Origin of the sequence: Micromonospora sp. NPDC002575 (assembly GCF_042889525.1) — a bacterium.
Lineage (GTDB): Bacteria > Actinomycetota > Actinomycetes > Mycobacteriales > Micromonosporaceae > Micromonospora > Micromonospora carbonacea.
In genome coordinates this window covers 131,328-154,401 of record NZ_JBIARA010000001.1, presented here as the reverse complement: position 1 = coordinate 154,401, position 23,074 = coordinate 131,328, and the positions used below count along the sequence as shown (strand labels likewise).

Below are 23,074 nucleotides of genomic sequence, written 5' to 3'. Positions count from 1 at the left end.
ACTGCCGGCGGCAGCCGTGTTCCCGCTGCCAGCGGCGCCCGCGTTCGCGTTGCCGTTGCCGGCGACGCCCGCGCCCGCGTTGCCGGGCAGGTCAGCGCCCGCCTTCCCGCCGCCGACAGCGCCCGCGTTCCCGCTGCCCGTGCTGCCGTTGCCGGCGTTGGCCTGGCCGCCGCCGTCCTGGTCGCCCTGCGGACGGGACCGCGCCAAGCTGCCGTTCTGCTCCACCACGTCTGTCATCATCGCCGTACCCCTCGGATGTCGGGCCCGGTGCCCGGATCCCGGGACGGAAAAGCCCCGGGCTCTCCAGAGCCCGGGGCTTTCGTAGGTCTGATCTGATCAGGCGCGACCCACGGCTGCCGGACTCCCGGTGCCGTAGTAAAAGTAGAAGCGCTGACCGAACACGCCGTCGAGTATGCCGACCCCCCGGCCGCCTGCGCAAGCACTGCCGCCGGCTCCCGGGGCGGGAGGTGTGAGAAGGGGCCCCTTCTCGACCGTATGCGTTAACAAGGGGCCCCTCCTTCTCAGCTCAGCCGAGGCGGGTGATGCGGTTCGCCGGGCCCGGGGCGACCGGGTCGCCCGCGCCCACGTACGCCACCAGCGCGTCGACGTCGAAGCCGGGGGCGGTGGTGCGGCCGGTGCCGCCCGTCAGCTCCGTGAAGCCGTCGCCGCCGTTGGCCAAGAAGTCGTTCGTGGTGACCTTGTAGCTGGCCGCCGGGTCGATCGGGGTCCCGTTCAGCGCCAGGGCGCTCACTCGGGAGCCCGCCGGGGCCGTGCTGTCGTACGAGTAGGTCAGGCCGGCGGAGACCTGGAGGATCCGCTGGGTGGTCTGCCCCTTGAAGCCCACGAACTGCTGCTCCAGCACGTTTTTGAGCTGCGCCCCGGTGAAGGTCTGGGTGACCACGAGGTTGTTGAACGGCTGCACGGCGAACGCCTCGCCGTAGGTCACCTCGCCCGGCGCCTCGCCGCCGGACGACGCGCCGTACGACATGGAGGCCCGCACGCCGCCCGGGTTCATGAGCGCGATCTGCGCCCCGTTGCTCCTCGTGTACGCGAGCTGCGCGTCGGCGATCACGTCGCCGAGCGGGCTCTCGCCGTTGGGCAGGGCGTCGCGGACGATGTCGGCGCTGATCTTGCCGACCACCTTGTTGGCGATCGGGGCGACCGCCGCCCGGTACTTGTCCGCCAGCGCCTTCGCGCCCGCGTCCACCAGGTCGGGGTTGCGGGCGTACACGCCAGGGCTGGTCTGCTGCCAGGTGCCGTCGGCGTTGCGGACGCCGTTCTCGACGATGACGTTGCGGGCCGAGATCCCGGTGAACCGGCCGGTGCGCCGGTTGAGGGAGTAGTCGATGTCGGTGATCAGCTGGCCGTTGTTGCCGGCGCTGGTGACCACGCTGGGCTGGCCGGACGAGTTCGGCAGCGAGCAGGAGTAGAACCGGTGGGTGTGGCCGGAGACGACCAGGCCGAACTCGGGCCGCAGGCCCTTGACGATGTCGACGATCGGGCCGGAGAAGTTGGCGCAGTCGGAGACGCCGGGGGTGCTCGGCGGCGGGGACTGCGCGCCGCCCTCGTGCACCAGCAGCACCATCGCCTTCACGCCGAACAGCTTGAGCAGGCCGCCCCACTTGTTGGCGGTCTCCACCTCGTCTTTGAAGGTGACGCCGGTGATGCCGGCGGGGTTGACGATGCCGGGGGTGCCCTCCAGGGTGACCCCGACGAAGCCGACGGGCACGCCGCCGACGAGCTTGACGTCGACCGGGGGCAGGATCGGCAGCTTGGTCTTCTTGCTGATGGTGTTGGCGGCGAGGTAGGTGAACTTCGCGCCCTTGAAGCCGTCGCCGTCCTGGCAGCCGTCGACCGGGTGGCAGCCGCCCTTGTTGAGCCGGATCAGCTCGTCGACGCCCTCGTCGAACTCGTGGTTGCCGACGGAGCTGATCTCCAGGCCGATCTGGTCCATCAGCTCGATGGTCGGCTCGTCGTGGAATGCGGCGCTGACCAGCGGCGTCGCGCCGATCAGGTCGCCCGCGCCGACGGTGGTGCTGGTCCGCCCCTCGGCCTTGGCCTCGGCGCGCAGCTTCTTGAGCCAGGTGGCGAGGTATTCCACGCCGCCGGCCGGGGTGCCGTTGACCACGGCGCCGCTGCCCGCCGGCGGGTCGATCGCGCCGTGGAAGTCGTTGTAGCTGAGGAAGTTGCCCTTGACCTCGCCGCCGGTGGGCTTGGCGTAGGAGACCGAGACCGGGGCGAGGGCCGCCCAGGGGTCGGCGGCCGGGGCCGGCGCGGGCCGCGTGGCGGCCGGCAGCGTGGCGACGACAGCCAGTGCGAGGGCCGGCGCGGCGAGGTGACGCAGCACCGCCCGACCGCGCGAGCGCGGTTGACTCATGGTTGTTCTCCCAAAATCGTGTACGGGGGAGGAAGTGGGGGTTCACCAGCCATCGTTGTGGATCGGGGACGGCCGCGCCAGAGCCGGACGGGTGACGGGTTGGTCTCTTCCTGGTGTCGCCCGGCCTCCTTCCCGCCCTGATCGGTCGCGTCGGGGGCCGCGCTGTCGGGAAGTGTCCGGCCGGCGGCATAGACTCGCCGTGCGATGCAGCCTCTCTTCGACATCCCCGCGCCCCCGCCCGAGCCCGAGCCCGCGTCGGCCCCGCCGCGCCGCTCCGGCCCGGCCGCCCGCCTCGACCCGCAGGCCCTGGTGGAGGGCCTGAACGGCCCCCAACGCGACGCCGTCGTGCACGCCGGCTCGCCGCTGCTGATCGTGGCCGGCGCCGGCTCCGGCAAGACCCGGGTGCTGACCCACCGGATCGCCTACCTGCTGGCGGCCCGCGACGTGCACCCCGGCGAGATCATCGCGATCACCTTCACCAACAAGGCCGCCGGCGAGATGAAGGAGCGGGTGACCCAGCTCGTCGGCCCGCGCGCCCGGCTGATGTGGGTGTCGACGTTCCACTCGGCGTGCGTGCGCATCCTGCGGGCCGAGCACGAGCACGCCGGCCTGAAGTCGAGCTTCTCGATCTACGACGCCGACGACTCGCGCCGGCTGATGCAGCTCGTCGCCCGCGAGCTGGACCTGGACCCGAAGCGCTACCCGGCGCGGGGGCTGGCCGCCCAGGTGTCCAACCTGAAGAACGAGCTGGTCGACCCGGAGGAGTTCGCCGGCCGGGCCAAGGGGCCCAACGAGCGGGCCCTCGCCGAGGCGTACACGCTCTACCAGCGGCGGCTGCGCGAGGCGCACGCGCTGGACTTCGACGATCTGATCATGACGACGGTGCACCTGTTCCAGTCGCACCCGCACGTCGCGGAGGGCTACCGCCGCCGGTTCCGGCACGTGCTGGTCGACGAATACCAGGACACCAACCACGCGCAGTACACCCTGATCAAGGAGCTGGTCTCCGGCACCGAGGGGATCGAGCCGGCGGAGTTGTGCGTGGTCGGCGACGCCGACCAGTCGATCTACGCGTTCCGGGGCGCGACGATCCGCAACATCCTGGAGTTCGAGCGGGACTTCACCGACGCCCGGACGATCCTGCTGGAGCAGAACTACCGCTCCACCCAGACCATCCTCAACGCCGCCAACGCGGTGATCGACCGCAACACCTCCCGCAAGCCCAAGCGGCTGTGGAGCGACGCCGGTGCCGGCGAGCAGATCGTCGGATACGTCGCCGACACCGAGCACGCCGAGGCCGACTGGGTGGGCCGGGAGGTCGACCGGCTGGTCGACGACGACGAGGCCCGCCCCGGCGACGTGGCGGTGTTCTACCGCACCAACGCCCAGTCCCGGGTGTTCGAGGAGGTGTTCATCCGGATCGGCCTGCCCTACAAGGTGGTCGGCGGGGTGCGCTTCTACGAGCGCAAGGAGGTCCGCGACGCGTTGGCTTACCTGCGGGCGGTGGTCAACGACGACGACACGGTCAGCCTGCGCCGCGTCCTCAACACCCCCCGCCGGGGCATCGGCGAGCGCGCGGAGGCGTGCGTGGAGGCCCTGTCCAGCCGGGACCGCATCTCCTTCGGGGCGGCCCTGCGCCGGGCGGGCGACGCGCCGGGCATCTCCACCCGGGCGGCCAACGGCATCGGCGACTTCGTGGCGCTGCTCGACGGCGCGCGGGAGCTGGCCGAGACCGGCACCCCGGAGGAGGTGCTGGAGGCGCTGCTGACCCGCTCGGGCTACCTGACCGAGCTGGAGGAGAGCCTCGACCCGCAGGACGCCGGCCGCGTCGACAACCTCCAGGAGCTGGTGAGCGTCGCCCGGGAGTACACGGAGCGGGTCGAGGCGCTGGGCGCCGAGGGGGAGCGGGCCACCGTCGCCGGCTTCCTGGAGCAGGTGGCGCTGGTCGCCGACGCCGACCAGATCCCCTCCGACGACCCGGAGCACCAGGGCGTGGTGACCCTGATGACCCTGCACACCGCCAAAGGGCTGGAGTTCCCGGTGGTGTTCCTGACCGGGCTGGAGGACGGCGTCTTCCCGCACCTGCGCGCGCTGGGCGACACCCGGGAGCTGGAGGAGGAGCGGCGGCTGGCGTACGTGGGGATCACCCGCGCCCGGCAGCGCCTCTACCTGTCCCGGGCGGTGACCCGCTCGGCGTGGGGGCAGCCGGCCTACAACCCGCCGTCGCGGTTCCTGGAGGAGCTGCCGCCGGAGCTGGTCCGCTGGGAGCGCACCGAGGGGACGTACACCTCGTGGGGCGGCGGTGGCGGTGGCGTCGGCGGGCGCGCGGACCGCGCGCCGCGCGGTGGCGGCTTCACCGGGGGCACCCCGAAGGCCGCGCAGCTCGCCAAGCGACTCGGCGTCGACGGCAGCCGGCTGGCCACGGCCAGCGAGCTGCCCCAGGGCCCGAAGGTCGCGGCCGGGGACCGGGTCAACCACCAGCGGTACGGCCTGGGCCGGGTGCTCGCCGTGGAGGGCCACGGCCCGGGGGCGCGGGCGCAGATCGACTTCGGCGACCAGACGATGTGGCTGGTGCTGCGGCACGCCCCGATCGACAAGCTCTGACCGGTGGGCGCCGGCCGCCGGATGGCTCCTCGGCGGCCGGCGCGTCGCCGGGCGGTCAGCAGGCCACGTCGATGCCCCGGGCGCGCAGGAACGGCGCGGGGTCGATCTGGTTCCACATCTGCCCCTGGTGCACCTCGAAGTGCAGGTGCGGGCCGGTGGAGTCGCCGGTGGAGCCCTCGTAGCCGATGACCTGACCCGCCTTGACCTTGTCGCCGACGCCGACGGCGGTGCGGCTCTGGTGGGCGTAGTGGGTCAGGTAGCCGTTGCCGTGGTCGACGAAGACGGAGATGCCGTAGCCGTCGCCGACGTCGCCGGCCTTCACGACCGTGCCCGCGGCGGCGGCGTGGATCGGGGTGCCGGCGGGCATGGCGAAGTCGATGCCGGCGTGCAGGGCGCCCCCGCGCGGGCCGTAGCAGGAGGTGATCGTCGCCCCCGCCATCGGGATGACCCAGGCGGGGGTGGGCTTGCTGGTCTTCTTCGGCGTGGGCTTCGGGGTCGGCTTCGGCTTCGGCTTGGCGGTGGCCTTCTTCGCCGTCGGGCTGGGGCTGGCGCTCGACGGGCTCGGCGAGACGGTGCTGGGGCTGGCGGCAGGGCTGGCCGACTCGCGGGCGGCGCGGTCGGCGCGGGCGGCGGCCTCGGCGCGGGCCGGGGAGTCGACCGCCACGGTGGCGGGGGCCGGGTCGTCGTCGCCAGCGGTGGTGGCGACGGCGGCGCCGGCGAGACCGAGCCCGAGCAGGGCGACCGCGCCGACGACCAGGGCCCGGGTGCCGGGCCGGGGGCGCATCCGGTGGCGGGCCGGCGCGTCGGGGGTGCTGCTGTTGCGGATGTTCTCTTCGTGCACGGCGGACCTACACCTTCGAGGGGACGTGGACCTCGAAATACTGGTGTTCGCGCTGGTGAGGAGGCGGGTGGGGGACGGGAGGGGCGGCGCGGACGCGGGCGGGCGGTGTCCGCAGTGTCCCGGAGCCGACCCGCCCGTCCGGATAATTGATCAACGGCGATGTGTCGCTGCTCACATCGAGCGCTGTGACGCAGCAGACATTTTGGCGCGGGCCGAGCACGAAGAACCGCCCGGATCGGCTGATCCGGGCGGTCAACGGTCGATGCGTAGCGTCAGGACGCGGCTACGTCGCTGTAGTACAGCTCGATTTGCATCTTGATGTCCACTCCGCGCTCCTGGAGCCACGGCACCGGGTCCAGCGGGTCCCCGTTGACATGGATCTCCAGGTGCAGGTGGGAGCCGTAGGAGTGGCCCGTGTTGCCGACCAGGCCGAGCTGGTCGCCGGCCTTGACCTGCTGCCCCTCCTTGACGCTCACGGCGGAGGAGTGGCCGTAGATGGCCTCGCTGCCGTCGGCGTGCTTGACGATCACGGCGTAGCCGTAGCCGCCGAACCAGCCGGCCTTCGTGACGGTGCCCTCGTGGATCGCGACGTACGGGGTGCCCTCGGGGGCCACCAGGTCGATCCCGGTGTGCAGCTTGCCCCAGCGCATGCCGTAGGGGGAGTTGAAGTCGTAGCCCTGCAACGGCAGGAGCCAGACCTCCTGCTCGCCGGCTGCCTTCGTCTCGACCCGGCTGTCGCGGGAGGCCCGGTCGGCGGAGTCCGCGCGGGCCGCCGCGTCCTGGCTGGTGATGGAGGCCTGCTTGAGCTCGTCGAGGACCGACGGGCTGACGCTCTTGGCGTCCGGCAGCGCTCCCGCGCCGATCGCGACAATGCCGGCGCCGACGAACGCGGTGGTGACGACGGCGGCGTAGCGGCTCCGCGGCGGGGTGGGTACGCGGCGGCGACCGCGATATCGATCGGGCTCAGACGACAGGCGCTGGCGCACGCACACCCTCCGTTGTCGGGGTTCCGATGCGGTCTGTCGACGCCCGTGAAGCGGTGGTGAACGTCGGCTGGCCGCGTCGTCACCCGTCCGTGGACCTGATGACAACCGTGGACACGGTAGCCAACCACCACGCCCGTCACAAGCCAGACGGGGTAATTGGCGTGTCGATCTGTCCGTTTACGTCCTCTATTGTCACGCCTCGTCACTTGGTCATACGTGCCCTCACCTGCCCGTTCGTCGCGCACCGTGACCGCTGTCGCCCGAATGTCCGACCCCCTGCCCCGGCCCCCTAGGCTCTCCGCTCGGGGCGCTGGCCGGATTCCCTGCCGGTGGCCCGCCGGGTTACCGTTCGTTCAGGTGACAGTCGTAGCGCCCTCGAAAGGTGTCCGCTGATGAGCTCTCGTATCCGGGTCGTCGTCGCGAAGCCGGGCCTCGACGGCCACGACCGGGGGGCCAAGGTCGTCGCCCGCGCCCTCCGCGACGCGGGCATGGAGGTCATCTACACCGGCCTGCACCAGACGCCGGAGCAGATCGTCGAGACGGCCATCCAGGAGGACGCCGACGCGGTCGGGCTCTCGGTGCTCTCCGGCGCGCACATGACCCTGTTCCGGCGGGTCGTCGAGCTGCTGGTCGAGCGGGACGCCCAGGACATCGTCGTCTTCGGCGGCGGGATCGTCCCCGACGCCGACATCCCCGAGCTGGAGCAGCTCGGCGTCAAGAAGATCTTCACCCCGGGCGCGACCACCCAGTCGATCGTCGAGTGGGTGCGGGCCAACGTGGCCCAGCCGGTCGCCTGACTCCCGCTCCCGCGGTCGCCCTCCCCGGGCCTCCCCGGGCGGGAAGGGCACCGGACCGCAGGCAGGGGGAGGGGCCGGACGCACCCCTCACACGTCCGGCCCCTCTATGCACGATGCCCCGCCGCCACCCCTCGACCGACAGGGCATCGGCCGTCTCCCGCCGTCGCGCTCAGCAGCGCTCCGACACCTGACTCAACGATGCCCTGACCGTGGGGTTACGCCGGGCTGGGAACATCGTCCGCGGAATTCCCACGCGCGCTGTTGCGCGCCCTGCCGACGGCCGCGATCGCGCTGGTTGTGGATTAGGGCACACCGCGCACCCGCTCGGTTGCCGCCGGTGCCGGCCTCGCTAGGCTGCGCCCAATGGCCTGTTTCAACTGATGACAGGCGTCAAACTGATTCCACAACGCTGGCGGCGGCGCGACGGCGCGCCGCGGAGACGGGACGGGACGCGCAATCGTGGACCTGTACGAGTACCAGGGGCGGGACCTGTTCGAGCGGCACGGCTTGCCCGTGCTGGCCGGCGGCGTCGCCAACACCCCGGAGGAGGCCCGCGCGATCGCCGAGCGCCTCGGCGGCCGGGTGGTCGTCAAGGCGCAGGTGAAGGTCGGCGGCCGTGGCAAGGCCGGTGGCGTCAAGCTGGCCGAGGGCACGGATGAGACGGTGGCCCGCGCCACCGACATCCTCGGCATGGACATCAAGGGTCACACGGTCCACAAGGTCATGATCACCGTGACGGCGGACGTGGCCGAGGAGTACTACTTCTCCTACCTGCTCGACCGGGCGAACCGCACCTTCCTCTGCATCGCCAGCGTCGCCGGCGGCATGGACATCGAGCAGGTCGCCGCCGACACCCCGGACAAGGTCGTCAAGGCCCCGATCGACGCGGTCAAGGGCGTCGACGAGGCGAAGGCCCGCGAGATCGTCACCGCCGCCGGCTTCCCGGCCGACGTCGCCGACCAGGTCGTCGAGGTCGCCGTGGGCCTGTGGCAGGCGTTCGTCGCCGAGGACGCCACGCTGGTCGAGGTGAACCCGCTGGCCAAGACCGGCGACGGCAAGCTGCTGCTGCTCGACGCGAAGGTCACCCTGGACGAGAACGCCGCGTTCCGGCACCCGGACCACGAGGCGCTCGTCGACCAGGCCGCCGTGGACCCGCTGGAGCAGGCCGCCAAGGAGAAGGACCTCAACTACGTCAAGCTCGACGGCGAGGTCGGCATCATCGGCAACGGCGCGGGCCTGGTCATGTCCACCCTCGACGTCGTGGCCTACGCGGGCGAGCGGCACGGCAACGTCAAGCCGGCCAACTTCCTCGACATCGGCGGCGGCGCGAGCGCGGCGGTGATGGCCAACGGGCTGGAGATCGTCCTGTCCGACCCCTCGGTACGCAGCGTCTTCGTCAACGTCTTCGGCGGCATCACCGCCTGCGACGAGGTCGCCAACGGCATCGTGCAGGCGCTGGCCCTGCTGGAGCAGCGCGGCGAGAAGGTCACCAAGCCGCTCGTCGTCCGGCTGGACGGCAACAACGCCGAGGCCGGCCGGGCGATCCTCGACGGCGCGAACAACCCGCTGGTGCAGCGGGTCGACACCATGGACGGCGCGGCCGAGCGGGCCGCCGAGCTGGCGGCTGCGGGGGTCTGACAATGGCTATCTGGCTGACCAAGGACTCGAAGGTCATCGTGCAGGGGATGACCGGCTCCGAGGGTTCCAAGCACACCCGGCGGATGCTCGCCGCCGGCACGAACGTCGTCGGCGGCACCAACCCGCGCAAGGCGGGCCAGAGCGTCGACTTCGACGGCACCGCGCTGCCGGTCTTCGCGACCGTCGCCGACGCGATGGCCGAGACCGGCGCCGACGTGACGGTCATCTTCGTCCCGCCGCAGTTCACCAAGGCCGCCGTGATCGAGGCGATCGACGCGGAGATCCCGCTGGCCGTGGTCATCACCGAGGGCGTGCCGGTGCACGACACCGCCGCCTTCTGGGCGTACAACGTGGCCAAGGGCGAGCGCACCCGGATCATCGGCCCGAACTGCCCCGGCATCGCCTCGCCGGGCGCGTCCAACGCCGGCATCATCCCGGCCGACATCACCGGCTCCGGCCGGATCGGCCTGGTCAGCAAGAGCGGCACGCTGACGTACCAGATGATGTACGAGCTGCGCGACATCGGTTTCTCGACCTGCGTCGGCATCGGCGGCGACCCGATCATCGGGACCACCCACATCGACGCCCTCGCCGCGTTCGAGGCCGACCCGGACACCGACGCCATCGTGATGATCGGCGAGATCGGCGGCGACGCCGAGGAGCGGGCCGCCGAGTTCATCAAGTCCCACGTCACCAAGCCGGTGGTCGGCTACATCGCCGGCTTCACCGCGCCCCCGGGCAAGACCATGGGCCACGCCGGCGCGATCATCTCCGGCTCGGCGGGCACCGCCGAGGCGAAGAAGGAGGCGCTGGAGGCCGTCGGCGTGAAGGTCGGCAAGACCCCGACCGAGACCGCCAAGCTGATGCGGGAGATCATGTCCGCCGGCTGACCGCCGCGAGACGCGCCGAGGGGGTCGACCGAGCCGGTCGGCCCCCTCGCGTCGTCGCGTCGCCCTGTCGTCGTGCCGCGGCGGGTCAGCTGTTGTTCCAGAACGGGTACTTGCCGCTCGCCCGCAGGATCGCGCTGCCGATGATGTTGATCACGCCGAACGCGATGGCGAGGTAACCCAGCACCGGGGACTGGCCGTACCGCTTGGCGTCCCGGATCGACAGGTACCCGAAGATGATCCCCAGGATGCCGCAGCAGAGCAGGCCCAGGATGATGCCGAGCACGCCCCACAGCGTGGTGCGGTCCCGGCCCCCGGCCTGCGCAGGGGGCGGTGGATACGGAGCATTCACGGCTTCCTCCGAGCGGTCCACGGCCGCGACAGGAATTCGCGTCCTGGGGCCGAGGCTAGACCGGATCGGGGGCGCCAGGTCGGTGGATCACCGAACTTCCGGCCGGTCGGGGGCGGTAACGGACTGCCCGCGACGGCGCGACGTGCCAGAGTAGAGCCGATGTCCTCCGTCACCCCTGACCAGCCCCGTCGTCCGGCCGCCAGGGTCGGCGCCGACGCCCGGCCCGCCGGCCGCGTCCCGGGCCCCCGGGGGCCCGCGCCCCGGCCCGGGGAGCCCTCCCGCGGCCGGGCCCCGCTCGCGGTGGCCGCCGGGGTCGCCGCCGCCTGGGCCGCGCTCACGTCCTACCTTCCGGTCGCCCTCGTGCTCGGGCTCGCCCAGCTCACCGAGGACGCCGGCTCCGTCACCGGCGCGCTGCGCGCCGGGCTCGCCGGCTGGCTGCTCGGCCACGGCGTCCCGCTCGCCACCGACGCCGGGCCGTTCGGCCTGACCCCGCTCGCGCTGACCGCGCTGGCCGTCTGGCGGCTCACCCGCGCCGGGGTGCACGCCAGCCGGGCCATCGGGGCGCGGGGCGGGCGCTCCCCGCGCCAGGCGCTCGCCGCCGCCGGCGCGGTCGGCACCGGGTACGCGCTGCTCGGCGCGCTCGCCGCCGTGCCGGTCGGCGCCGCACCGGCCCGCGCCGGGGCGACGTTCGCCCTCGTCGGCACGCTCGGGGCCCTGGCCGGGGCGCTCCGGACCACGGCGGTGGCCCGCCTGCTCGCCGCCCGGGCCCCCACGCCGTTGCGGGACGGGGTGCGCGCCGGCCTGGTCGCCGGGCTGCTGCTGCTCGGCGCGGGGGCCGGAGCAGCGGGGCTCGCGGTGGCCACCGGGGGCGGGGACGCCGCCGACATGATCGGCGCCTACCGCACCGGGGTGGCCGGCCAGGCCGGGATCACCCTGGTCAGCCTCGCCTATGCGCCGAACGCGACGATCTGGTCGGCCAGCTACCTGCTCGGCCCCGGGTTCGCCGTCGGCGTCGACACCGCCGTGCGCACCAGCGAGGTCTCCGTCGGCGCGCTGCCGGCCGTGCCGCTGCTGGCGGGGCTGCCCAGCGGGCCGGTCGACGGCTACGGTGCGGGCCTGCTCGCCGTGCCCGTCCTGGCCGGCATGGCCGCCGGCTGGCTGCTCGCCCGCCGGCTGCTGCGGATCGCCGCCGAGGACCGCGCCGAGGTTGCCTGGCCGGCGCTGCTCGCCCCGGCGGCGCTCGCCGGCCCGGTCGCCGGGCTGCTGCTCGGCGGGCTCGCGGCGGTCTCCGGTGGACCGCTCGGCGGCGGCCGGCTGGCCGAGATCGGCCCGGTCGGCTGGCAGGTGGCCGCGGTGGCGACCGCCGTGATCGCGGTCGGTGCCGTGCTCGGCGCCGCCGCCACCCGCGCGTTGCGGGTGAAAGGAAGGGCCCCTTCTTAACGCCTGCGGTAGAGAGGGGCACCCCGCTCACACCTGCGCGAGGCGGGCGGGACGCGGCGAGGGGCGCCCCGGAGAGATCCGGAGCGCCCCTCGCTTGGTGTGCGACCAGTCGGTCTGCGAGCCCGGCTCAGGTGGTGGGCAGGCTCACGTTCGCGATGATGCCGAGGAGGAACAGCACGATGCCGAGGCCGGCGCCGATGGCACCGCAGATCAGGCCGGTCTTGGCCTGGCCGTCGTTGCTGGCCAGCCCCTGGGCCGCCTTCTGCCGGCCCAGGTAGCCGGTGACCACGGCGGCGATGCCGACCGGGACGCCCAAGTACAGGCAGCAGACCAGCGGGATCGACGCGATGCCGAGGATCATCGACACCAGGCCGAGGGTGTTGTTCTGCCCCTGCGGGTGGGGGTAGCCGGCGTTCGGGTAGCCCGGCGCGGCCCCGTAGGGCGGCTGCTGAGCGTACGGGTCCTGCCCGTACGGCTGGCCCGAGGTGGGCTGCTGACCGTACGGCGACGGGGTCTGCTGACCGTACGGGTCCTGCCCGTACGGCTGGCCCGATGTCGGCTGCTGACCGTACGGCGCCGGGGGCGGCGGTGCGTACGGGTCGTGGTACTGCGGCTGGTTCGGGTCGTGGGGCTGCTGGCCGTACGGGTCCTGACCGGGCTGCATGCGTCGGTGCTCCTTGCTTCGGGCTGCTGTCAGTAGCTGCTGGTGCTGCTGGCTCCACCCATGATCCCGGCAAGACCACCCAGCGCGCAGCACACGAGGACGATCACGAGCCAGACGATGCCGACGATCAGGGCCCACTTGGACCACTTCTTCGACTCGGCCGCCGCCGCCTGCGCCCCCGCGTAGTCACCCTGCTGGATCAGCGGGTTTACCTTCGAGGCGTTCATGATGGCGGGGATGGCCAGCGGCCAGAAGAAGAAGATGGCCACGATGGACATCGTCATGTTGTTATTGATCTGTTGCGGTTGGGGGGACTGGTAACCGGGCTGCATGCTGGGTGCTCCTCATTCCATCGACACACCGCGCGTGTCGCGTCACTGACAGGTGCGGTGCCCGGCCTGCGCCGGGCACCGAGCGACCGGCAGCGTACAGGGTCCGGGCGACAGGAAGCGTCACCGATTTGCCACCCCCGCCCGGTCGCCGCCGGGCGCGACCGGTGCCCGCCCCTCCCACCTGCCCGGCCTCGACCCGCCCACCCGAGGCCGGCCCCGACCTGCCCGATAGGGTGGCCGCGTGACCGAGCCCGCGTCCGCCGCCCGCATCGTCGTCCTCGTCTCCGGCTCCGGGAGCAACCTCCAGGCGCTGCTCGACGCCGCCGCCGACCCCGCGTACGGCGCCCGGGTCGTCGCCGTGGGCGCGGACCGCGACGGGATTGCGGGCCTGGACCGGGCCGCCGCCGCCGGGGTGCCGACCTTCGTCGAGCGGGTGAAGGATCATCCGACCCGGGCGGACTGGGACGCCGCGCTGACCAGGCAGGTCGCCGCGCACCGCCCCGACCTGGTGGTCTCCGCCGGCTTCCTCAAGCTGGTGGGCCCGCAGTTCCTCGCCGCCTTCGGCGACCGCTACCTCAACACCCACAACACGCTGCTGCCGGCGTTCCCCGGCATCCACGGCCCGCGCGACGCCCTCGCCTACGGGGTGAAGGTCACCGGGGCCACCCTCTTCTTCGTCGACGCCGGCATGGACACCGGGCCGATCGTCGCCCAGGTCGCCGTGCCCGTCTGCGACGACGACGACGAGGAGACGCTCACCGAGCGCATCAAGTCCGCCGAGCGACGCCAGCTCGTCGAGCAGGTCGGTCGGCTGGTTCGCGAAGGTTGGACGATCACCGGAAGAAAGGTCACGGTCCCGTGAGTTCCAGTCAGGACGAGCGCCGCCCGATCCGGCGGGCGCTGGTCAGCGTCTACGACAAGAGCGGCCTGGTCGAGCTGGCCCAGGCCCTGCACGCGGCCGGCGTGGAGATCGTCTCGACCGGCAGCACCGCGTCGACCGTCGCCGCCGCCGGGGTGCCGGTGACCCCGGTGGAGTCGGTGACCGGCTTCCCCGAGATCCTCGACGGCCGGGTCAAGACCCTGCACCCGCTGATCCACGGCGGGCTCCTGGCCGACCTGCGCAAGCCCTCGCACGCCGCCCAGCTCGGCGAGCACGGCATCGCCGGCATCGACCTGCTCGTGTCGAACCTCTACCCGTTCCAGGACACGGTGGCCTCCGGCGCCGACGTCGAGGAGTGCGTGGAGCAGATCGACATCGGCGGGCCGGCGATGGTGCGCGCCGCCGCCAAGAACCACGCGTCCGTCGCGGTGGTCACCGACCCGGCCGCGTACCCGGAGCTGGTGGCCGCCCTCGGCGCGGGCGGTTTCACCCTGGCCCAGCGCCGGGTGCTCGCGGCCCGCGCGTTCGCCGCCATCGCCGAGTACGACGTGGCCGTGGCGCAGTGGTGCGCGACCACGCTCGCCCCCGACGCCGCCGGGTGGCCGGAGTTCGCCGGGCTGTCGCTGCGCCGCTCGGCGGTGCTGCGCTACGGGGAGAACCCGCACCAGGCCGCCGCCCTCTACACCGACCCGGCCAGCCCGGCCGGCCTGGCGCAGGCGGAGCAGCTCCACGGCAAGGAGATGTCCTACAACAACTACGTCGACGCGGACGCCGCCTGGCGGGCGGCGAACGACTTCGCCGACCAGCCGGCCGTGGCGATCATCAAGCACGCCAACCCGTGCGGGATCGCCGTGGGCGCCGACGTCGCCGAGGCCCACCGCAAGGCGCACGCCTGCGACCCGGTGTCGGCCTACGGCGGGGTGATCGCCGTGAACCGGCCGGTGAGCGCCGAGCTGGCCCGGCAGGTCGCCGAGATCTTCACCGAGGTGCTGGTGGCGCCGGGCTTCGACGAGGACGCGCTGGAGCTGCTGCGGGCGAAGAAGAACCTGCGGCTGCTGCGCGCCCCGGCGTACGCCCCGCTGCCGGCGGAGTGGCGGCAGGTCACCGGCGGCGTGCTGGTGCAGATGCGCGACGCCGTGGACGCCGAGGGCGACGACCCGGCCAACTGGCGGCTCGCCACCGGCGAGGCCGCCGACGAGGCCACCCTGCGCGACCTGGCGTTCGCCTGGCGGGCGGTGCGCGCGGTGAAGAGCAACGCGATCCTGCTGGCCAGGGACGGTGCGACCGTCGGCGTCGGCATGGGCCAGGTCAACCGGGTCGACTCGGCGCAGCTCGCCGTCACCCGGGCCGGCGTCGAGCGGGCCGCCGGCTCGGTCTGCGCCTCGGACGCGTTCTTCCCGTTCGCCGACGGCCCGAAGGTCCTCATCGCGGCCGGGGTGAAGGCGATCGTCCAGCCGGGCGGCTCGATCCGCGACGAGGAGGTCGCCACCGCCTGCAAGGAGGCCGGCGTCACGCTCTACCTCACCGGCACCCGCCACTTCTTCCACTGATCCCACCGACCCGGGTGGCTGCGCCGCCGCGCTGAGCCCGTCGCCGCCCGCTCCGCCGCGCTGAGCCCGTCGCCGCCCGCTCCGCCGCCCCACGGACCCCGCCCCGCCCCGGGTCCGCAGGCAGCGGGGCGGGCGGACGTGAGACGATCTGGGCGTGACGGCGACGATCCTGGACGGCAAGGCGACCGCGGCGGAGATCAAGGACGAGCTGCGGGCGCGGGTGAAGGCACTGGCGGAGCGGGGCGTCGTCCCCGGGCTGGGCACGGTCCTGGTCGGGGCCGATCCGGGCTCCCAGGCGTACGTCAACGGCAAGCACCGCGACTGCGCCGAGGTGGGCATCGCCTCGATCCGCCGCGAGCTGCCCGCCGACGCCACCCAGCAGCAGGTCGACGACGTCCTCGCCGAGCTGAACGCCGACCCGGCCTGCCACGGCTACATCGTCCAGCTCCCGCTGCCCGGTCACCTGGACACCCAGCGGGCGCTGGAGATGATCGACCCCGACAAGGACGCCGACGGCCTGCACCCGGTCAACCTCGGCCGGCTGGTCCTCGGCTACGACGGCCCGCTGCCCTGCACCCCGCGCGGCATCGTCGAGCTGCTCCGCCGGCACGACGTGCCGCTGCGTGGCGCGAACGTCGCCGTGGTGGGCCGCGGCAACACGGTCGGCCGCCCGCTGGGCCTGCTGCTGACCCGGCGCAGCGAGAACGCCACGGTCACCCTCTGCCACACCGGCACGCTCGACCTCGCGGGGCACACCCGCGCGGCCGAGATCGTGATCGTCGCGGCCGGGGTGCCGGGCCTGCTCACCGCCGACATGGTCACCCCCGGCGCGACCGTGGTCGACGTCGGCATCACCCGGGTGATCGGGGCGGACGGCAAGGGCCGCTACACCGGCGACGTCGACCCCGGGGTGGCGGAGGTGGCCGGCAGGGTGGTCCCGATGCCCGGTGGCGTCGGCCCGATGACCCGCGCGATGCTGCTGACCAACGTCGTCGAGCGGGCCGAGCGCGGCTGAGCCCCCACCGGTCCGGCGCGGCCGAGCCGCGACCGCCCTACCCGGCCCGGCCGAGCGCGGCCGAGCCCCACGACCGTCCGTCGCCGGGACGAACCCGGCGACGGTGACGTTCGCCCCATCCCGCCGATGGCCGCCGCCCCTGGCCGGTGGGCTGCCAGGATGACTGATACGGTCCGGAAAACGACTGGTAACAGGGAGTGGGACGACCATGGGTAAGAAGGTCACTGTCGTCGGGGCCGGCTTCTACGGCTCCACCACCGCGCAGCGCCTGGCCGAGTACGACGTCTTCGACACCGTCGTGATCACCGACATCGTGGAGGGCAAGCCCGCCGGCCTGGCCCTGGACCTCAACCAGTCGCGGGCCATCGAGGGCTTCGAGACCAAGGTCGTGGGCGTCACCACCGGCCCGAACGGCGAGGGCTACGAGGCCATCGAGGGCTCGGACGTCGTGGTGATCACCGCCGGCCTGCCGCGTAAGCCGGGCATGAGCCGGATGGACCTGCTGGAGACGAACGCCAAGATCGTCCGGCAGGTCTCCGAGAACGTCGCCAAGTACGCCCCGAACGCCGTCGTCATCGTCGTGTCGAACCCGCTCGACGAGATGACCGCGCTGGCCCAGCTCGCCACCCAGTTCCCCAAGAACCGGGTGCTCGGCCAGGCCGGCATGCTCGACACCGCCCGGTTCACCAACTTCGTCGCCGAGGCGCTCGGCGTGCCGGTGCGCTCGGTGAAGACGCTGACCCTGGGCTCGCACGGCGACACCATGGTCCCGGTGCCGTCGCAGAGCACCGTCGACGGCAAGCCGCTGCGCGAGGCCATGCCGGCCGCGCAGATCGAGGAGCTGGTCGTCAAGACCCGCAACGGCGGCGCGGAGGTGGTCGCGCTGCTGAAGACCGGCTCGGCCTACTACGCACCGTCGGCCGCCGCCGCCCGGATGGCCAAGGCCGTCGCGGAGGACTCCGGCGAGGTCATGCCGGTCTGCGCCTGGGTCGACGGCGAGTACGGCATCTCCGGCGTCTACCTGGGCGTCGAGGCCCAGATCGGCGCCGAGGGCGTCAAGCGGGTCGTCGAGACGGACCTCGACGCCGACGAGCTGGCCAGCCTCAAGGAGGCCGCCGAGGCCGTCCGCGCGAAGCAGGCCGACGTCGCCAGCATGTGAGCCGCGCGGAAGGGGCGGGCCGGCCGACGCCGGCCCGCCCCTTCGTCGTTTCCGGCGGCGGCCCGGTGCCCGGCCGTGGCCGCCGGGAACGCCTCCCCGCGCGGCTGGAAGAACGGGCCCTCGCCGTCGGTCAGGGCGGTGACCGTGATAGACCCGAGGGTGCGGCGCGGCGGCATCCGGCGGGTCGCGGCAGCCGCCGGCTGTGCCGTGCGTCCCGTTTTCCCCGGCCAGCGCGGGCCGGCTGGGGACCGCGAGCCGGTTTCCAGTACGCTCGTACTGTTGAGCACGTGTCCCCCGAGAGGAGCGCCGGTCGATGGCGAAGATCAAGGTAAACAACCCGGTCGTTGAGCTCGACGGCGACGAGATGACCCGGATCATCTGGAAGCAGATCCGGGAGCAGCTGATCCTGCCCTACCTCGACGTCGACCTGCACTACTACGACCTCTCGATCCAGTACCGCGACTCCACCGACGACCAGGTCACCATCGACGCCGCCAACGCCATCAAGGAGCACGGCGTCGGCGTCAAGTGCGCCACCATCACCCCGGACGAGGCCCGGGTGGAGGAGTTCGGCCTGAAGAAGATGTGGCGGTCGCCGAACGGCACCATCCGCAACATCCTCGGCGGCGTGGTCTTCCGCGAGCCGATCATCATGTCGAACGTGCCGCGGCTCGTCCCGGGCTGGACCAAGCCGATCATCATCGGCCGGCACGCCCACGGCGACCAGTACAAGGCCACCGACTTCGTCGTCCCCGGCCCGGGCACGGTGACCATCACCTACACCCCGGCCGACGGCTCCGCCCCGGTCGAGATGGAGGTCGCCAACTTCCCCGGCGGCGGCGTCGCCATGGGCATGTACAACTTCGACGACTCGATCCGGGACTTCGCCCGCGCCTCCATGCGCTACGGCCTGGACCGCGGCTACCCGGTCTACCTGTCGACGAAGAACACCATCCTCAAGGCGTACGACGGCCGGTTCAAGGACATCTTCGCCGAGGTGTTCGAGAACGAGTTCAAGGCCGAGTTCGAGGCCGCCGGCATCACCTACGAGCACCGGCTCATCGACGACATGGTGGCCGCCGCGCTCAAGTGGGAGGGCGGCTTCGTCTGGGCCTGCAAGAACTACGACGGTGACGTGCAGTCCGACACCGTGGCGCAGGGCTTCGGCTCGCTGGGCCTGATGACCTCGGTCCTGATGACCCCGGACGGCCGTACCGTCGAGGCGGAGGCCGCGCACGGCACGGTGACCCGGCACTACCGGCAGTACCAGAAGGGCGAGAAGACCTCGACCAACCCGATCGCCTCGATCTACGCCTGGACCCGGGGCCTGGCCCACCGGGGCAAGCTGGACGGCACCCCGGCCGTCACCGAGTTCGCCAACACGCTGGAGCAGGTCATTATCGACACCGTCGAGGGTGGCCAGATGACCAAGGACCTTGCGCTGCTCATCTCGCGCGACGCTCCGTGGCTGACCACCGACGAGTTCATGAACGCGCTGGACGAGAACCTGGCGCGTCGGCTCGCCGTCTGATCGACCCTCGCACCGCCGAAGCCCGCCGGCCGCCCGCCGGCGGGCTTCGGCGCGTCCCCGGCCCGTCGCGCCGTCACCCGGGGTGAGGTGGCTCGTTGTGCAGGATGGACGTGGTGCCAGTCGCGTCCAGGGAGGTTGACCGCGGTCGCCGCGCGGCAACGAGTGCCGATGAGCCAGCCTCCCCGGCTGTCGCACACAGCCAGCCGTCCCTTCCCTGCGGGGGGCCCGTCCCGGGCCCCCCGCGCCCTGTTGCGTCGCCCCCGCGCCTGCTGTTAACAGGGGACCCCTGCTCTACCGAAAGCGTTAAGCAGGGGCCCCTCCTTTCAGGAGGGCGGCGGCGCGCTCCGGGGCGATGTCGTTGATGAACACCCCCATGCCCGACTCCGAGCCGGCCAGGTACTTCAGCTTGTCCGTCGCCCGCCGGACGCTGAACAGCTGTAGGTGCAGGTGCCCCAGCTCCCGGTCGATCCGCACCGGCGCCTGGTGCCAGGCCGCGATGTACGGCATCGGCATGTCGAACAGGGCGTCGAAGCGGCGCAGCAGGTGCAGGTAGAGCGGGCCGAACGCGTCCCGCTCGGCGTCGGTCAGGGCGGGGATGTCCGGCACCGGCCGGTGCGGCGCGAGGTGCACCTCGAACGGCCACCGGGCCGCCGCCGGCACGTACGCCGTCCAGTGCTCGTTGGCCGCCACCACCCGCGTCCCGGCGGCGCGTTCGGTGGCGAGTACGTCGGCGTAGAGGTTGCCGCCGCCGGTGCGCTCGGCGTGGCGGCGGGCCGCGCCGAGCATCGACCGGGTGCGCGGCGTGACGAACGGGTACGCGTAGATCTGGCCGTGCGGGTGGTGCAGGGTCACCCCGATCTCCACGCCCCGGTTCTCGAAGCAGAACACCTGCTCCACCCCGGGCAGCTCGGCCAGCTCCGCCGTCCGGTCGGCGAGGGCGTCGAGCACCGTGCGCACCCGGGCCGGCGACAGGCCGGCGAACGAGGCGTGGTGGTCGTCGGTGAAGCAGACCACCTCGCACCGCCCCTGGCCCGGCCGGACCGGGGTGAACGGGGTGATCTCCGCCGGCTCGGCGGCGATGCGCTGGCTCAGCGACGGGAACCGGTTCTCGAAGACGGCCACGTCGTAGTCCGGCGCCGGGATCTCACTGAGCCGGTCGCCCCGGGACGGGCAGAGCGGGCACTGGTCGGCCGGGGGGAGGAAGATCCGGCTCTGCCGGTGCACGGCGACCGTCACCCACTCGTCGGTGAGCGGGTCGTACCGGAGCTGGGACGCGGGCGGCGGCGGCGGAAGCTCGCGCCGGTCCGGCTGGTCGCGGACCGCGTCGTCCCGCTCGTCGAAGTAGATCAGCTCCCGGCCGTCGGCCAGCTCGATCGTCGTACGCTTCACTGCGCCGTTCCCTCCCTCGTCGACGCGGCCACGCGGCCGGGGCCGCGATCCGCCGGGGCCGACGCCCGACCCGCCGTCGGTCTGCCCGTCGTGCCCGCCCCCGCGACCAGGACCAGCTCGCCGACCCGATCGTCGAGCACCTGCCGGGCCTGCGGGTCGAGCCGGTCGTCGGTGACCAGCACGTCGGCGGCGGCCAGCTCGACGATCGAGGAGATGCCGACGGTGCCCCACTTGGTGTGGTCCGCGAGCACGACCAGCCGGTCGGCGGCGGCCACCAGGGCCCGGTCGGTCTCGGCCTCCATCAGGTTGGGGGTGGTGAAGCCGGCCCGCTCGCTGATCCCGTGCACGCCGAGGAAGAGCAGGTCCAGGTGCAGCGACCGGATCGCCGCGACCGCGAGCGGCCCGACCAGCGCGTCGGACGGCGTGCGCACCCCGCCGGTGAGCACCACGGTCTGGTCGGCGCGGCCCCCGGCGTGCAGGATCTCGGCGACCGGCAGGGAGTTGGTCACCACGGTCAGCCCCGGCACGTCGACCAGCCGGCGGGCCAGCTCGGCGGTGGTGGTGCCGGCGGAGAGGGCGACCGCCGCGCCGGGACGCACCAGCTCGGCGGCGCGGGCGGCGATGGCGGCCTTCTCCGGCAGTTGGCGCACCGACTTCGCGTGGAAGCCGGGCTCGTGGGTGGAGCCGGGGCCGGTCGTGGTGGCGCCGCCGTGCACCTTGGCCAGCACGCCCTGCTCGTGCAGCGTGTCCAGGTCGCGCCGGATCGTCATGTCGGAGACGCCGAACTCGGCGGCCAGCTCGGTCACCCGGACGCCGCCGGTGGCGCGGACGCGCTCCAGGATGGCCGCCTGCCGTTGCCGCGCGAGCATTCCGCACCTCCGACTCCCCGCGCCCACAACTCACGTGGTCGCACGCGTTCCAACAAAGATGAACACTAGCGCGGCGGGTGGCCGTTGCGGAAGCGGAGCCGCAGGGGCCGGCGGGCACCGACACGCCCGGCGCACGCACCGCCGCCCGGCCCCCTCGACGAAGGACGAAGGAGGGCCGGGCGGCGGCGACGGGTCGCAGGAGCGGCGGTCAGGTCGACTGGAGGCGCGGCTCGACCCAGCCCGTCTCGGTCAGGTGGTGCATCACCGCCTGCACCGCCTCGTCGATCGACATCCCGGTGGTGTCGACCACGACGTCGGCGTCCGTGGGCACCTCGTACGGGTCGTCGATGCCGGTCATGCCCGTGAGCAGGCCGGCCCGGGCCCGGGCGTACAGGCCCTTGCGGTCGCGCTGCTCGCACACCTCGATCGGGGTCGCCACGTGCACCAGCACGAAACCGGCCCCGGCCGCGTGCGCCATCTCGCGGGCGGTGGTCCGCGCCGCGGCGTACGGGGCGATCGGGCAGCAGATGCCGACCCCCCGGTGCCGGGCGATCTCGGCCGCCACCCAGCCGATCCGCCGGACGTTCAGGTCCCGGTCGGCCTTGCTGAAGGTCAGCCCGGCGGACAGCTCCCGGCGCACCACGTCGCCGTCGAGCAGGGTCACCGTGCGGTCGCCGCCCTCGCGCAGCACGTCCGCCAGGCCCCGGGCGATGGTCGACTTGCCGGAGCCGGAGAAGCCGGTGAGGAAGAGCACCAGCCCCCGGTGCCGCCGGGGCGGCCGGGCCCGGACCAGCTCCTTCGCCACGGCCGGCGGGGTGTGCCACTCCGGCAGCGGGAAGCCCCGGTCGAGCAGGTCGTCGATCTCCGCCTGGCTGAGCGCCAGCCGCCGGTTGCGCGGCGGGATGTCCTCCCGCCAGCGCCACTGCCCGTCCCGGTTGTCGTAGGCCAGCTCGCGGGGCACCAGCACCCGCAGCCCCGCGCCGGAGAGCATCTCGCCGGTGGAGAGCAGGTGGGTCACCCCGTAGGCGGCGGCCACGCGGGCCTGGAGCAGGGCGTCGCTGATCTCGTCCCGGCGGCGGGCCAGCGGCACCGCGACCAGGGTCGCCGGGGGCATCCGGTCCCGGGCGGCGAAGACCGCCCGCACCAGGGCCTCGGAGGGTAGCCCGTTGATCGTCCCCTCGGCGACCGGGATCATCACCAGCAGGTGCGCGCCCAGGGTGCGGGCCGCGTGGGCGATCTGCGCGAGCTGCGGACGGTGCAGCGGCCGGTCGGCGACCACCCCCAGCACCCGGCCCGGGGGCAGCAGCGCCCTGATCTCCTCCGGACTGCGGCGCAGCCGCTGGAACGGACCGTGACCGCCGTCGCCGAGCCGGCGCACCGTGCCGCCGACCCCGGCGACCCCCTCGCGGGCCGACCACACGTCGGTGACCTCCAGCGAGGCCACCGGGGCGCCCTCGCCGTCGGAGAGCACCAGCACCCGGCGGGCCGGATCGGCCGGATCCAGACCGTCGGCGAGCGACGCCGGCACCTGGAGGGCCACCGGCACCTGCCACGGCGCGCCGTCCGCGAGCCGGCCCCGCCGGCTCACCGAGGCCAGATCCGCCCGGGTCATGAAGCCGGTCAGGGGCGCGTACGCCCCGGACACCAGCAACTCAAGATCGGCCAGTTCCCCGGGCCGCGGCGTGTACGCCGGCGCGTCCCGAAGCACCTCGTCGGGCAGCACCCACCCGTTGCTCATCGCACCCCCACTCTCTGGCCGGCTC

General features: G+C 73.2%; 19 protein-coding genes and 1 pseudogene. 10 read left to right on the top strand and 10 right to left on the bottom strand.

The genetic code is table 11. From position 1 onward, the window contains the following. Together ACFYWL_RS00705 and ACFYWL_RS00700 are read right to left on the bottom strand one after the other, a co-directional pair. Positions 1-240, bottom strand: a pseudogene (locus ACFYWL_RS00705) (hypothetical protein); the annotation flags it as partial. Positions 241-526: 286 nt separating this feature from the next. Beyond that, the gene (locus tag ACFYWL_RS00700) at positions 527-2,377 is read right to left on the bottom strand and encodes a bifunctional metallophosphatase/5'-nucleotidase (protein WP_386965499.1); all 1,851 of its coding nucleotides are present in this window, start codon (positions 2,375-2,377) and stop codon (positions 527-529) included. Positions 2,378-2,581: 204 nt separating this feature from the next. Between ACFYWL_RS00700 and pcrA the strand changes: the two genes are divergently transcribed. Next, positions 2,582-4,981 carry a DNA helicase PcrA gene (gene pcrA, locus ACFYWL_RS00695; RefSeq protein ID WP_386965497.1) on the top strand — a complete coding sequence of 800 codons (2,400 nt, stop codon included), beginning with the start codon at positions 2,582-2,584 and terminating at the stop codon, positions 4,979-4,981. 55 nt (positions 4,982-5,036) lie between these two features. Here the strand turns inward: pcrA and ACFYWL_RS00690 are convergent, their stop codons facing one another. After that, positions 5,037-5,765 carry a M23 family metallopeptidase gene (locus ACFYWL_RS00690; RefSeq protein ID WP_386966669.1) on the bottom strand — a complete coding sequence of 243 codons (729 nt, stop codon included), beginning with the start codon at positions 5,763-5,765 and terminating at the stop codon, positions 5,037-5,039. Positions 5,766-6,094: 329 nt separating this feature from the next. Beyond that, complete coding sequence (locus ACFYWL_RS00685) at positions 6,095-6,808, bottom strand: M23 family metallopeptidase (protein WP_386965494.1); 714 nt, start codon at positions 6,806-6,808, stop codon at positions 6,095-6,097. Between the two features lie 392 nt (positions 6,809-7,200). Between ACFYWL_RS00685 and ACFYWL_RS00680 the strand changes: the two genes are divergently transcribed. From ACFYWL_RS00680 to sucD, 3 genes are all read left to right on the top strand, one after another. After that, positions 7,201-7,605: a cobalamin B12-binding domain-containing protein gene (locus tag ACFYWL_RS00680; RefSeq protein WP_386965491.1), complete on the top strand. Its 405-nt coding sequence runs from the start codon at positions 7,201-7,203 to the stop codon at positions 7,603-7,605. Positions 7,606-8,064: 459 nt separating this feature from the next. Continuing rightward, entirely contained in the window at positions 8,065-9,243 is a 1,179-nt protein-coding gene (sucC, locus tag ACFYWL_RS00675) for an ADP-forming succinate--CoA ligase subunit beta (RefSeq protein ID WP_043965701.1), read from the top strand. Positions 9,244-9,245: 2 nt separating this feature from the next. Further along, complete coding sequence (gene sucD / locus ACFYWL_RS00670; RefSeq protein WP_178066383.1) at positions 9,246-10,133, top strand: succinate--CoA ligase subunit alpha; 888 nt, start codon at positions 9,246-9,248, stop codon at positions 10,131-10,133. 85 nt (positions 10,134-10,218) lie between these two features. Here sucD and ACFYWL_RS00665 read toward each other — a convergent pair whose 3' ends face one another. Then, positions 10,219-10,482 carry a hypothetical protein gene (locus tag ACFYWL_RS00665; RefSeq protein WP_386965487.1) on the bottom strand — a complete coding sequence of 88 codons (264 nt, stop codon included), beginning with the start codon at positions 10,480-10,482 and terminating at the stop codon, positions 10,219-10,221. 159 nt (positions 10,483-10,641) lie between these two features. On the opposite strand from ACFYWL_RS00665, the gene ACFYWL_RS00660 reads away from it, so the two are divergent. Next, positions 10,642-11,922: a DUF6350 family protein gene (locus ACFYWL_RS00660; RefSeq protein WP_386965484.1), complete on the top strand. Its 1,281-nt coding sequence runs from the start codon at positions 10,642-10,644 to the stop codon at positions 11,920-11,922. Between the two features lie 127 nt (positions 11,923-12,049). Here the strand turns inward: ACFYWL_RS00660 and ACFYWL_RS00655 are convergent, their stop codons facing one another. Together ACFYWL_RS00655 and ACFYWL_RS00650 are read right to left on the bottom strand one after the other, a co-directional pair. Further along, positions 12,050-12,586, bottom strand: coding sequence for a DUF4190 domain-containing protein (locus ACFYWL_RS00655; RefSeq protein WP_386965481.1), 537 nt, complete (start codon positions 12,584-12,586; stop codon positions 12,050-12,052). 29 nt (positions 12,587-12,615) lie between these two features. After that, positions 12,616-12,870, bottom strand: a complete 255-nt coding sequence (locus ACFYWL_RS00650) for a CD225/dispanin family protein (RefSeq protein ID WP_386965478.1) — start codon at positions 12,868-12,870, stop codon at positions 12,616-12,618. Positions 12,871-13,159: 289 nt separating this feature from the next. On the opposite strand from ACFYWL_RS00650, the gene purN reads away from it, so the two are divergent. The 5 genes from purN to ACFYWL_RS00625 all read left to right on the top strand — a co-directional run bounded on the left by purN (position 13,160) and on the right by ACFYWL_RS00625 (position 19,053). Next, positions 13,160-13,780: a phosphoribosylglycinamide formyltransferase gene (purN, locus tag ACFYWL_RS00645; RefSeq protein ID WP_386965475.1), complete on the top strand. Its 621-nt coding sequence runs from the start codon at positions 13,160-13,162 to the stop codon at positions 13,778-13,780. Next, complete coding sequence (purH, locus tag ACFYWL_RS00640) at positions 13,777-15,348, top strand: bifunctional phosphoribosylaminoimidazolecarboxamide formyltransferase/IMP cyclohydrolase (protein ID WP_386965472.1); 1,572 nt, start codon at positions 13,777-13,779, stop codon at positions 15,346-15,348. The genes purN and purH overlap by 4 nt, the downstream gene beginning before the upstream one ends. A 154-nt stretch (positions 15,349-15,502) precedes the next feature. Next, positions 15,503-16,363: a bifunctional methylenetetrahydrofolate dehydrogenase/methenyltetrahydrofolate cyclohydrolase gene (locus ACFYWL_RS00635; protein ID WP_386965469.1), complete on the top strand. Its 861-nt coding sequence runs from the start codon at positions 15,503-15,505 to the stop codon at positions 16,361-16,363. Positions 16,364-16,571: 208 nt separating this feature from the next. Beyond that, positions 16,572-17,522, top strand: coding sequence for a malate dehydrogenase (locus ACFYWL_RS00630; RefSeq protein WP_386965466.1), 951 nt, complete (start codon positions 16,572-16,574; stop codon positions 17,520-17,522). Positions 17,523-17,835: 313 nt separating this feature from the next. Next, entirely contained in the window at positions 17,836-19,053 is a 1,218-nt protein-coding gene (locus ACFYWL_RS00625; protein ID WP_386965463.1) for an NADP-dependent isocitrate dehydrogenase, read from the top strand. 303 nt (positions 19,054-19,356) lie between these two features. Here the strand turns inward: ACFYWL_RS00625 and galT are convergent, their stop codons facing one another. The 3 genes from galT to cysC all read right to left on the bottom strand — a co-directional run bounded on the left by galT (position 19,357) and on the right by cysC (position 23,049). Next, complete coding sequence (gene galT / locus ACFYWL_RS00620) at positions 19,357-20,442, bottom strand: galactose-1-phosphate uridylyltransferase (RefSeq protein WP_386965461.1); 1,086 nt, start codon at positions 20,440-20,442, stop codon at positions 19,357-19,359. Next, positions 20,439-21,311: a DeoR/GlpR family DNA-binding transcription regulator gene (locus tag ACFYWL_RS00615; protein ID WP_386965458.1), complete on the bottom strand. Its 873-nt coding sequence runs from the start codon at positions 21,309-21,311 to the stop codon at positions 20,439-20,441. Before ACFYWL_RS00615 ends, galT begins: the two co-directional genes overlap by 4 nt. A 208-nt stretch (positions 21,312-21,519) precedes the next feature. Then, on the bottom strand, positions 21,520-23,049 hold the full coding sequence (gene cysC, locus ACFYWL_RS00610) for an adenylyl-sulfate kinase (RefSeq protein ID WP_386965456.1): 1,530 nt from the start codon (positions 23,047-23,049) through the stop codon (positions 21,520-21,522). Between the last annotated feature and the right edge of the window lie 25 nt (positions 23,050-23,074).

What these genes read in the sequence shown, in the direction of transcription:
- ACFYWL_RS00700 (WP_386965499.1), bottom strand. Translation starts at nt 2,377, where the DNA reads ATGAGTCAACCGCGCTCGCGCGGTCGGGCGGTGCTGCGTCACCTCGCC.
- pcrA (WP_386965497.1), top strand. Translation starts at nt 2,582, where the DNA reads ATGCAGCCTCTCTTCGACATCCCCGCGCCCCCGCCCGAGCCCGAGCCC.
- ACFYWL_RS00690 (WP_386966669.1), bottom strand. Translation starts at nt 5,765, where the DNA reads ATGCGCCCCCGGCCCGGCACCCGGGCCCTGGTCGTCGGCGCGGTCGCC.
- ACFYWL_RS00680 (WP_386965491.1), top strand. Translation starts at nt 7,201, where the DNA reads ATGAGCTCTCGTATCCGGGTCGTCGTCGCGAAGCCGGGCCTCGACGGC.
- sucD (WP_178066383.1), top strand. Translation starts at nt 9,246, where the DNA reads ATGGCTATCTGGCTGACCAAGGACTCGAAGGTCATCGTGCAGGGGATG.
- ACFYWL_RS00660 (WP_386965484.1), top strand. Translation starts at nt 10,642, where the DNA reads ATGTCCTCCGTCACCCCTGACCAGCCCCGTCGTCCGGCCGCCAGGGTC.
- ACFYWL_RS00655 (WP_386965481.1), bottom strand. Translation starts at nt 12,586, where the DNA reads ATGCAGCCCGGTCAGGACCCGTACGGCCAGCAGCCCCACGACCCGAAC.
- ACFYWL_RS00650 (WP_386965478.1), bottom strand. Translation starts at nt 12,870, where the DNA reads ATGACGATGTCCATCGTGGCCATCTTCTTCTTCTGGCCGCTGGCCATC.
- ACFYWL_RS00630 (WP_386965466.1), top strand. Translation starts at nt 16,572, where the DNA reads ATGGGTAAGAAGGTCACTGTCGTCGGGGCCGGCTTCTACGGCTCCACC.
- ACFYWL_RS00625 (WP_386965463.1), top strand. Translation starts at nt 17,836, where the DNA reads ATGGCGAAGATCAAGGTAAACAACCCGGTCGTTGAGCTCGACGGCGAC.
- ACFYWL_RS00615 (WP_386965458.1), bottom strand. Translation starts at nt 21,311, where the DNA reads ATGCTCGCGCGGCAACGGCAGGCGGCCATCCTGGAGCGCGTCCGCGCC.
- cysC (WP_386965456.1), bottom strand. Translation starts at nt 23,049, where the DNA reads ATGAGCAACGGGTGGGTGCTGCCCGACGAGGTGCTTCGGGACGCGCCG.